Annotated in this window: 10 protein-coding genes and 1 pseudogene; 6 read left to right on the top strand and 5 right to left on the bottom strand. The window is 67.2% G+C overall.

Annotated elements, in window-relative coordinates:
* The 4 genes from VGC18_RS14935 to VGC18_RS14920 all read left to right on the top strand — a co-directional run.
* A partial coding sequence (locus VGC18_RS14935; RefSeq protein WP_331098814.1) for a hypothetical protein occupies positions 1-474 on the top strand: 474 nt, incomplete at its 5' end.
* 98 nt (positions 475-572) lie between these two features.
* A complete protein-coding gene (locus VGC18_RS14930) occupies positions 573-1,286 on the top strand; it encodes a hypothetical protein (protein ID WP_331098812.1) in 714 nt (237 codons plus the stop codon).
* Positions 1,287-1,392: 106 nt separating this feature from the next.
* Entirely contained in the window at positions 1,393-2,763 is a 1,371-nt protein-coding gene (locus VGC18_RS14925; RefSeq protein ID WP_331098810.1) for a S1C family serine protease, read from the top strand.
* 111 nt (positions 2,764-2,874) lie between these two features.
* The gene (locus VGC18_RS14920; protein WP_331098808.1) at positions 2,875-3,924 is read left to right on the top strand and encodes a glycosyltransferase family 2 protein; all 1,050 of its coding nucleotides are present in this window, start codon (positions 2,875-2,877) and stop codon (positions 3,922-3,924) included.
* Between the two features lie 6 nt (positions 3,925-3,930).
* Here VGC18_RS14920 and VGC18_RS14915 read toward each other — a convergent pair whose 3' ends face one another.
* The gene (locus VGC18_RS14915) at positions 3,931-5,445 is read right to left on the bottom strand and encodes a CDP-glycerol glycerophosphotransferase family protein (RefSeq protein WP_331098806.1); all 1,515 of its coding nucleotides are present in this window, start codon (positions 5,443-5,445) and stop codon (positions 3,931-3,933) included.
* Positions 5,442-6,695, bottom strand: coding sequence for a CDP-glycerol glycerophosphotransferase family protein (locus VGC18_RS14910; RefSeq protein WP_331098804.1), 1,254 nt, complete (start codon positions 6,693-6,695; stop codon positions 5,442-5,444). Before VGC18_RS14910 ends, VGC18_RS14915 begins: the two co-directional genes overlap by 4 nt.
* 103 nt (positions 6,696-6,798) lie before the next feature.
* Here VGC18_RS14910 and VGC18_RS14905 point away from each other — a divergent pair, with 103 nt between their 5' ends.
* Positions 6,799-8,079 (top strand): CDP-glycerol glycerophosphotransferase family protein, encoded by a 1,281-nt coding sequence (locus VGC18_RS14905; RefSeq protein ID WP_331098802.1) that lies wholly within the window; start codon positions 6,799-6,801, stop codon positions 8,077-8,079.
* Between the two features lie 155 nt (positions 8,080-8,234).
* Positions 8,235-8,540: a helix-turn-helix transcriptional regulator gene (locus tag VGC18_RS14900; RefSeq protein ID WP_331098800.1), complete on the top strand. Its 306-nt coding sequence runs from the start codon at positions 8,235-8,237 to the stop codon at positions 8,538-8,540.
* A gap of 5 nt (positions 8,541-8,545) precedes the next feature.
* Here the strand turns inward: VGC18_RS14900 and VGC18_RS14895 are convergent, their stop codons facing one another.
* From VGC18_RS14895 to VGC18_RS14885, 3 genes and pseudogenes are all read right to left on the bottom strand, one after another.
* The gene (locus VGC18_RS14895; protein ID WP_331098798.1) at positions 8,546-8,842 is read right to left on the bottom strand and encodes a hypothetical protein; all 297 of its coding nucleotides are present in this window, start codon (positions 8,840-8,842) and stop codon (positions 8,546-8,548) included.
* A 102-nt stretch (positions 8,843-8,944) separates the two neighbouring features.
* Positions 8,945-9,721: a hypothetical protein gene (locus VGC18_RS14890; RefSeq protein WP_331098796.1), complete on the bottom strand. Its 777-nt coding sequence runs from the start codon at positions 9,719-9,721 to the stop codon at positions 8,945-8,947.
* A pseudogene (locus VGC18_RS14885) lies at positions 9,718-9,901 on the bottom strand (ABC transporter ATP-binding protein); the annotation flags it as partial. The gene VGC18_RS14890 and the pseudogene VGC18_RS14885, both read right to left, overlap by 4 nt.

Raw genomic sequence — 9,901 nt, 5'->3', positions numbered from 1 at the left:
CCCCGTCCGAGCTCGACCCCGGGGCCGAGTCCCACCCCGATCTTCGCCACGGAAGCGGATGCGCTCGCCGCAGCCACGGATGCCTACGCCGCGTATGTGCGTGTATCGGACCAGATTCTCATGGACGGAGGCGCGGACCCCGATCGGCTGAGGGCTGTAGCAGACGGGGAACAGCTGACGGCAAACGTTGAGGCGTTCAAGGAGGCTGCCGAAAAGGGATATCGCAGCACAGGCGGCACAACTTTTGACAGCGTGCTGCTACAACAGGTGGATCAGAATTCCAAGGCTGCTGTTGTCGTCTATCTTTGCGAGGACGTGAGCGCAGTCGATGTAGTAGATGCGTCCAACCATTCTGTTGTTTCACCATCTCGGCCCGACCGTGTTGGCTATGAAGCAACGTTCAGCCGGTCGTCGAAATCTGCAGCCGGCCTTGTCCTCATCGACAAACAGCCGTGGCCAGGTCTGTCATGTTGAGTGGCCGCATGGCAATTCTTTATGCCCTTGTAGGGATCGTTGGAATGGTGGCGAGCGGCTCACCGAGTGCTCGGTTCGAAGGTCGCTGCACCGAGGTCATGTCTCAGACCACGGGTTGTCCCACGGTCACCGGCGGCATCAACAACGGCGGGGTCGAGCTCGGCGGATCCCTCACGACGCCGGGTTCCGCCGGCGGCCCCTCGCGGGGAGGACGGGACGACGTCACCAAGGGCACCGGAGAGCCATCCGTCGCCGCTCCCTGCGACAGGTGCGCCGATCTTCGCGACGGCTATCACATCAGCCCGCCAGAGTCTCCATCGGCCAATGGCCCTGTCACGCTGCGAGACCTGATCGGCTTCGCGCCACGGGCCGGCATCGCTCGCATGGAGCCGAACGGATGGATGGTCATCGGTCTCCCCGTCAACTTCTATGTCGAGGCGCCCGTCCAGGTGCTGGACGGGCAGCTTCTCTCCCGGCCCGCCTCTGTGCGATTCACGTCAAAGCGGTACCACTGGGTCTACGGCGACGGTCATTCCGCCACCCTGACGGCGAGGGGCGCTCCGTGGGCTGCGCAGGGGGTGGAGGAGTTCGAGCCGACCCCGACCAGTCACGTCTATCGTCGAGCGGGGACCTACTCCATCGATCTCACGATCGACTTCACCGCCGAGTACCGTTTCGCCGGCGGCGACTGGACCTCGATAGCCGGCAGCCTCGCCGTTCCGGCCAACCGACTTGTGGCGATCGCGGACGACGCCAAGACGGTTCTCGTCGCTCGAGACTGCGCGACGAAGCCATCCGGACCGGGCTGCTGAACGGTCGAGCGAAGGCTTAGGAAGACGCCGGCCGGCTCACAGCGCGTCCAAATACAATGTTCAGGTTGGCGGTGGATGCTGGCAACGCTTGGAAGGAGCAGCCCCCATGACCGATGAACCTCAGGATCCCACTTCTGGTCCTCACACCCCCGAAAACCCCACCAACGAGGCACCTGTCACCGCCCAGACGGACGCGTTCGGTCAGCCGGTCCAGCCCCAGTTCGACGGCGAGTCGCAGGGCACGACCACCACAACCAAACCGCGGTCCGCCCGGGTCGGGCTCATCGCGGCGCTCGCGGTCGGCGCCCTCGTCGGCGGCGTCGCCGGTGCGGGAGTCGCAACGTGGGCGGTCTCGGCCAATCAAGACAACCAGGTCAGCGCGAGCACGACGACACCGCAGAACATCGTTGTCAACGACACCGAAAGCGTCAACGTCGTCACCGCGGTCGCCGCGAAGGCCGCCGCGTCTGTCGTCACCATCTCCGTGACCAGCAACAGCGAGGCGGGCACCGGGTCGGGCGTGATCCTGAGCAAGGACGGCTACGTGCTCACCAACACCCACGTCGTCACCCTCGACGGTGAGATCGCGAACCCCACCGTCCAGGTCACCACCTCCGACGGCCACCTCTACGAGGCGAGCATCGTCGGGACCGACCCGATCGCAGACCTGGCGGTCATCAAACTCAAGAACGCGAGCGGCCTCCAGCCGGCGGAGTTCGCCAACTCCAGTAAGCTCAACGTCGGCGAGACCGCGGTCGCCATCGGCGCCCCGCTCGGACTGTCCAACACGGTCACCGACGGAATCGTCAGCGCCCTCAACCGCAGCATCTCGATCGCCTCCTCCGCGGCACCCGACTCCAGCTCCGGCGACAGCTCGACGCCGAACGGGAACGGCCAGAACGGCCCGTTCGACTTCTGGCAGTTCGACAACGGCCAGGGTGACTCTCAGCAGAGCCAGACGTCGGCAGCGACCATCTCTCTCCCCGTCATCCAGACGGATGCCGCCATCAACCCCGGCAACTCGGGTGGCGCGCTGCTCAACTCCGACGCGCAGGTGATCGGCATCAACGTCGCCATCGCCAGCGCAGGGGACACCTCGAGCACGTCCCAGTCGGGAAGCATCGGCGTCGGATTCGCCATCCCGGCCAACCTGGCCCAGCGGGTGGCCAACGAGATCATCAAGAACGGCAAGGCGACACACGGCCTGCTCGGTGCGAGCGTCGCCGACGTGACCTCGACCTCGGACAGCTCGACGGTCGGCGCCCTGATCAAGGACGTCACCGGCGGTGGCGCCGCGGCAAGCGCAGGCCTCAAGGCCGGCGACGTTGTGACCAACTTCGATGGCGTCGCCATCACCAGCAGCACCGACCTCACGGCGCAGGTGCGGTTCCTCCCCGCGGGCGCCAAGACCGACCTCACCTACGTGCGGGACGGCAAGTCGACCACCGTGTCGGTGACCCTGGGGGAGCTCAAGTAATCCGGGGCCGATAAACGGGCACGGATGCCTCGCGAAAGCGGGGTGTCCGTGCCCGTTTCGCGTCGGCTGATAGGCTCAACCGACCGTCGAACTCGACCCGTATTGGACGCCATGGCAACCGAGGTACCCGCCCTACCAGGCGTGTCCTATGTGATTCCGGTGCTCAACGAAGTCGCCTACATCGAGAACGCGATCCACACCGTGCTCGGGCAGGATTACGCCGGCGAACGGGAGCTCATCCTCGCACTCGGGCCGTCCTCCGACGGCACCACCGAACTGGTCCAGCGCCTGGCCGCGGCCGACGAGCGCATCGTGTGCGTGATGAATCCCGGCACGGACATCCCCGTCGGCCTGAATCTCGCGATCAGGGCCAGCAGATACCCGATCATCGTCAGGGTGGATGCGCATTCGGAGCTCGAGCCCGGATACACGCGTGAGGCGATCGCCACCCTGAACCGCACCGGCGCGGCCAACGTCGGCGGAGTCATGAAGGCGAGGGGCAAGACTCCGTTCCAGTCGGCCGTGGCGCGCGCCTACAACAGCCGGTTTGGTCTGGGCGGCGGCAGCTACCACGGCGGCGCGGAGGAGGGGCCGGCCGAGTCCGCCTACCTAGGAGTCTTCCGCAGGGAGGTGCTCGACGAGGTCGCGCTGTTCGACGAGTCCGTTCGTCGAGGCGAGGACTGGGAGCTCAACCTGCGCATCCGGGCGGCCGGTCATTCCGTCTGGTTCGACCCCTCTCTCGAGGTGACCTACTGGCCCCGGGAGAATTGGCCCAAGCTCGTCCGCCAGTTCTGCGCGACCGGCATCTGGCGCGGCGAGCTCGTGCGTCGGTATGCGGGACGCAATCCCTGGCGTTTCTTCGCACCGCCGCTGCTCGTCCTCGTCGCCGTCCTCAGCCTGGTGCTCCTCGTGCTGCAGGTCACCGACGTGGTCACCGGCTGGCCGAGCCTCGTCCTCTCCCTGATCTATCTCGGCCCCGTCGCCTATCTGGTGCTGGTGCTGCTGTTGAGCTTCTCGCCCGCGGGAGGACCGCGATGGAGCGATCGCTGGCGGTTCGCGCTTGTGCTCCCCACCATGCATCTGAGCTGGGGGGCGGGGTTCATCGTCGGGCTCGTCCGCGGCGCTCGTGACACGGTCGACACCTCGCGCACCGGCATCTGATCCCGCTCAGCCGACGATCCCCTCCGCGAGCAGCCGGTTCACCACCCGGTCGGCCGCGCCGCCGTCGTCCAGCGGGTTGAACCGGGCCTGCCAGGCACGATACTTGCGGGCGAATCCCGGACGGATCGCCTCCCTCACCCTGATCAGCTCGACGAGCTCCTCGAGCGTCGGGACCACCGGCCCGGGTGCCCACGGGATGAGGTCGAAATAGAAGCCGCGCAGCTTCTCCCGATAGTGCTCCAGGTCCGGGGTGAAGAAGAACACCGGTTTGCCGGTCACCGTGAAGTCGAACATCACGGAGGAGTAGTCGGTGATGAGCACGTCAGCCACGAGGAAGAGCTCGGAGACGTCCGGGTAGCCCGTGACATCGAGGACGTTGTCCGCATGGACATCCTGTCCGGGTCGCAGCGTGCGGGAATGCCCGCGGATCAGGGTGACGTATCCCTCGCCCATACTCGTGGCGAACCGGGAGACATCGAGATGATCAACCTGATCGGGATGATCGTCCCGCCAGGTGGGCGCGTAGAGGAGCACCGTCACGTCGTCCGGGATGCCCAGCCGTTCGCGGACGGCGGCGGCGTCTCCGGTGACGAGGATGTCGTCGCGCGGGTATCCCTCTTCCCATACGGGCCCGCGGAACGCATACGCCCTGCGGAATACCTTCCTGCTGTAGGGGTTCTGGGCCAACAGGATGTCCCACCGGCTGCTCTCGGAGAGGGTCGCGAGCATGGGCCGCAGCCCGAGACGGAGACGGCTCAGGGCGAGCTTCTTGAGCATGGTGCCGTGCCAGGTCTGCAGCACGGTCTGGTACGCGCGCTTCCGGAGTCGTTTGCGCAGCCAGTCGTTGACGACGAGAAGGCGGGCGGACCCGCGGATGCGCCACCATTCCACGCTGCCCTCGATGAGGGCGACGGCGCCCTCCGGCACCTCGACGGAGGCATCGGCGACGCTCCAGTACCGCGTGATGTCCGGGCGGAGCCGGGCGAGTGACCGGTCGATGGCGCGAGGGTTGCAGGACGCGTTCTGGCCCCAGAAACTCTCGAAGAACACCGCGTTGAGGGGTTCGTAGGCGGTCGCGCGGTAGTCGGCCTCGAGAGAGGCCTGCTGGAGGGACCCACGTTCCCGATCGGTGAGGGGAGCCGCGAAGACGATCTCCAGACCGTTCTCGCCGGCCGCGAAGGAGACCCGCGTCACGCCGGGCAGCAACTGCGGAGCCGGGAGCTCGGCGGTGCTCGAGACGGGAATCGGATCCGGGCCTGCTGCCGTCAGGACGTAGCGTCCGGACCGCGGGGGCAGGAGGGGGCCGCGCCAGGAGGAGTCGAGCAGGGGGACCTCTGCGCGCCAGGTGTCGCCGCGCCAGGTGACCTCGGCGGCGAGCGACTGTCGCGAACCGACGAGGTCCGCGCCGCGGAGCATGCCGTGACCCTCGAAGATCACGGATGGCGAATCTGTCGCCGTCACGACGACCGTGTCGATGACGGGGTGAGCACCGGGCGAGGGCGGTGCGGGATGTGAGGTCATTGACGAGCTTTCAGGCGGCGGGTTATCTGCTCATACACTCTCTCAGCATTATGACCGTCCAGGAACTCGAAGTGGCGGTCGCGGAGGCTCACGGTGTGCTGTCGGACGGCCTCGGCCCAGGTCTCGTCGGAGTCGTAGCGTTCCAACTGGCTCACGAGGGCCGGCCACGAGCGCACCTGGCGCGCACCGCTGAACTCGCGATACGGCTCGTAGAGCCCCCGCGAGGCGGTGTACTCCTCCTCGTCGGGGGCGAGGAAGAAGATCGGGCCAGCCGTGAGCGAGTAGTCGAAGGCGATGGAGGAGTAGTCGGTGATGAGCGCGTCGACGGCGGGCAGCACGGGATTGATGTCCCGCTGCGCCGCGGGCGTGAGCAGCGCGATCCGGTCGGAGCGGGCTGGTCCGGCGAGATAGTCGCCGATGCCGAGCGGGTGCGGGCGGATGACGAGGAACGTGTCCGTGGCCCGGAGCCAGGAGTCGAGACGGGACCAATCCCGTTCGGACGGCACTCCCGGGTCGACTGCACCGTCGCGCCAGGTCGGGGCGAAGAGCACGACCCGGGATTCTCCCGCGCTCGGCAGTCTCTCGGCCAGCAGCGCTTTCGCGGCATCCCGACGCGTCTCGGCGGTGCCCCGACAGAGCACGTCGTCGCGGGGATCGCCGGTGACGACCACCCGATCGGACGGCAGCCCGAAGGCGCTCCTCAGTCGCGCCGCGACCAGCTCGGAGGAGGCGGGCATCAGCGTGATGCCACGACGATAGCCGCGACGGTAGAACCACCTGAGCTGGCCCCGCAGAAGGCGCGAGCGTGACAGGATGCCGCTGCGCATGGTCACCGGCGAATCGAGCTGGATCAGCTTGAGCGGAATGCCGTGCCACAGCTGAGCGACGAAGGCGCCCCGGGTGCCGTATCGGTTCACGTCGCCGAAGCCGTGGGTCACGACCGCCACCCGTGCTCGCAGGGTCGCCCAGAATCCTCTGGCGCTCGTTGCCAGGACCGCTCGGAGCCCGAGGGCCCTGGCGCGCTCCAGGTCGTCTGGATTGCGGGCCATCCAGGTGATCCGGAGCGACGGATCGCCGCCGCGGGCCACGGATAGGACGGCCAGCGAGCCCTCACCGACCCCGCCGCCGGACCCGAACACCCATTGCCGGTCGCTGCGTGGAACCATCAGACTCGCGAAGGACCCCATGGCGTAGAGCGGCAGGGAGAGAAGCTTCTTCGCGTTCCCCCTCGCAAAGTTGAAGCTCGGCACGACTGGAGCCTAGCAGCAGCGATTTCGGCCGGCCCGGCGTATCGTCTCGGTAACGGCGGGGTGGGGGAGGCTCTTCCTCAGCGGGCGCTGCTTTAATCGAACGGTGCCCCTGCTCAACGACGTGAAGACTGCCCGCCGTGTCCTGTCCAACCTGCTGCGTTCTCGTCGTAACCGCGCCGACCTGGCGCAGCGGGGATCGAGCGTCACCGTGCTGCCGGCGGGCAGCGCCGAGATCGTCGTCTATTTCGCCGATACTCGGGTGAACCTCTATCAGATCCGGCAGTGGTATGCGCCGCTCGCGGAGCTGTCGGCGACCCATCCGGTGGTCATCCTGTCCCGGTCGCCGGGAACCGCACTGACTCTGCTCGAGGAATCACCGGTGCCCGTCGTCTACCTGCGCACGGTCGTTGAGGTCGAGACCTTCGTGGCCACTCAGGACATCAAGATCGTCTTCTACGTCAATCAGAACAGCAAGAACTTCCAGATGTTCCGGTATGGGCGCATGTGGCACGTCTTCATCAATCATGGTGAGAGCGACAAGATGTACATGACGACGAACCAGTTCAAGGCCTATGACTACAGCCTGGTCGCGGGTGAGGCCGCGCGGGATCGGCTGCGGCACAAGCTCTGGGACTTCGACGTCGACGGCCGCACCCTGATGATCGGGCGCCCTCAGGCGGATCACTTCGCCGGCGCCCTGCCGTATCGGCCCGACGATCGCACCGTCGTGCTCTACGCCCCGACCTGGGAGGGCGATCGGGCGGCCGCGGCCTACGGTTCGGTCGCCACGCACGGTGAGACCCTGGTCCGAGCCCTCCTGGGCACGGGGACCCACCGGGTGATCTATCGGCCGCATCCGCGGACGGGGGTCATCGACGCCGAGGTCGCCAGGGCGAACCGCACGATCATCGCCGCGATCGCCGCGGCGAACGCCAGCGATCCGAGCGCACAGCACGTCTACGACAACGGCCCCGACCTCGGCTGGCAGCTGGCCGCCGCGGATGTGGCCATCACCGACGTGTCGGCGATGGTCTACGACCGTCTCGCCACCGGCAAGCCGCTCATCGTCGCGCGTCCCGTTTCCGCGGAAGCGGAGATCGACAGCAAGGGATACCTGGGTGCCGCCGAATGGCTGACCGCCGAGGAGGCGGGGGATGTCGTCGCGATCGTCGACCGGGTTCGGAACAGCAAGGACGCGAGGGAGCGGCTGGAGTTCTGGGTCCGACGCCATTTCGGCGACACCACGCCGGGAGCGGCGACGGCGCGGTTCCACGCCGCCGTCGAGGAGCTGGTGGAGAAGTGGCGCGTCCAGGCCGCTCTGCACGCTCACGACAGGCGGACACGAGAGCCGGATCCGTTCGACACCGATGAGGGCGACGACTGATCGAAGCCCTGGATCGACGGCGGCATCGGCTCGTCCGAGATCCGTCTTCGTCCGCACCCATGACGATCGACCGCGCGAGACGCACGCCCTGAGGCATTTAAGCCCCAGTGCTGCGGCGTCTGGCTGTTACCTCATAGGGCAAGTAGCAATGACATATGTCCCAACCGATCTCCGACGCGGCCCGCATACTGGGCCAGCGCATTCGTGATCGGCGGATCAAGCTCTCGTGCAGCCAGGAAGAGATCGCGCATCTCGCCGGCATGAACGTCTCGAACTACGGCAAGATCGAGCGCGGCCTTGGCAATCCGAACTTCCACACCATCGTGCTGATCGCATCGGTGCTCAGCATCGATCCCGGAACCCTCCTGCAGGGCATAGAGGGATCGTCGCTTCCGGAGCGGAAGGCCTCGTTCACCGCGGCGGACTTCGTGCGCGAGCGCCAGCACCGCGTGGGGCGCTGAGAGGGTCAGAAGCTCACCCGCCAGAGGTATTCCTCCCCGGAAGGTCGGAACCAGCGCACGATCAGAACGGTGCTCCGTGCCAGATCGTGGGCCGAGATCATCACCTCGAGGGACTGCCCTGGCAGCAGGGTCGATGGCGCGCTGGCGGGCATGACCCCGGCGCCGAGAAGGCTGAGCGTCACCCCGTCGACGGGTTCGTCCCCCTCGTTGACGAGGACGTACCGCCGCGGCCCCGCGTCGCGTTGGATTCGGAATGGAACGGGGTATGGGCCGGGAGGGAAGGAGGATCGAGGGCCGTTCATGGGGAGAAACTAGCGATCGGCACTGACGGAATCGCGGTGGAATCGACCGAATCTCCTCCGCCGGGGGATGGTCCGGCGAGATCAGGGCTGTGAGCGGAAGGACTAGTCCTTCGCCCGCCGGACGAATCGGGGCAGGGAGATCCTCGTGCGTGCGGTCGTGACCCGCGCCGGCTTGACCGCGGCCTCGAAGACCGCGGGGAAGACATCCGGCGCCGGTCCGAACGCGCCGCGGGAGCTCGTGACCACCTTGCATCCGAGCATGTGGTTGCCGGTCCCGCCGATGAGGGCACCGATTCCGAAGGGGATGGTCCGTCCCACGACGTTCGCTCCCTCCCTGGTCGCGAAACGCCGGACGAACACCGTGCGCATCCGGTTGCCGATGCTGTTCAGCGTCCTCGTCGGAAGGCTTTTGGTGACCAGCTCTCCCCAGAACCGGCTCCGGTTCGGCCCGGTCCCCGCGGCCTGTCCGGCCAGCTGTCGCACCAGGTCAGAGCCCGCCGTGCCGAGCATCATCGTCATGACGAGGGTGCGGGCGCGTTCGGGGTCTTCGACCGCGATGCCGTGCACCTCCGTGATCGACTGCGCGAACAGGGCGCTGGCCTCGAGGAAGCCGGCGGTCTCGACGCCGGACAGGGCCAGCGAGATCCCGATGCCCACCCCCGGAATCACGGCGCTCGCGCCGACGGCAGCACCCCCGGTCGTGACGGCGGCCAGATAGTGGCGCTCGAGGATGGTGATGACCTCCGCGGGAGTGGCCTCCGGATGCCGACGACGGATGGCGCGCACGTTCGCGAGCACAAGCGGGCGCTGCACGGACAGCAGCCTCTCGAGACCCTTCTCGACCCGGGCCGACGTGCGTCCTCCCGGGACGATCGTCATGCCTTGACCCCGTACTCCTCGTCGTAGCGGTCCAGCACCTCGTCGAGGGAGGCATCGAGCACGAGCGACCCCTTGTCGAGGTAGAGACCGCGGGTGCAGAAACGTCTGAGGTCCTTCTCGCTGTGAGACACAAAAAACAATGTACGCCCCCCCGCCAAGAGCTCCTCGATGCGGCGATAG

The organism is Lacisediminihabitans sp. (assembly GCF_036404185.1).
GTDB lineage: Bacteria > Actinomycetota > Actinomycetes > Actinomycetales > Microbacteriaceae > Lacisediminihabitans.
Note: the sequence above shows the minus strand (reverse complement) of the source record. Positions and strands in the feature narration are given on the sequence as shown.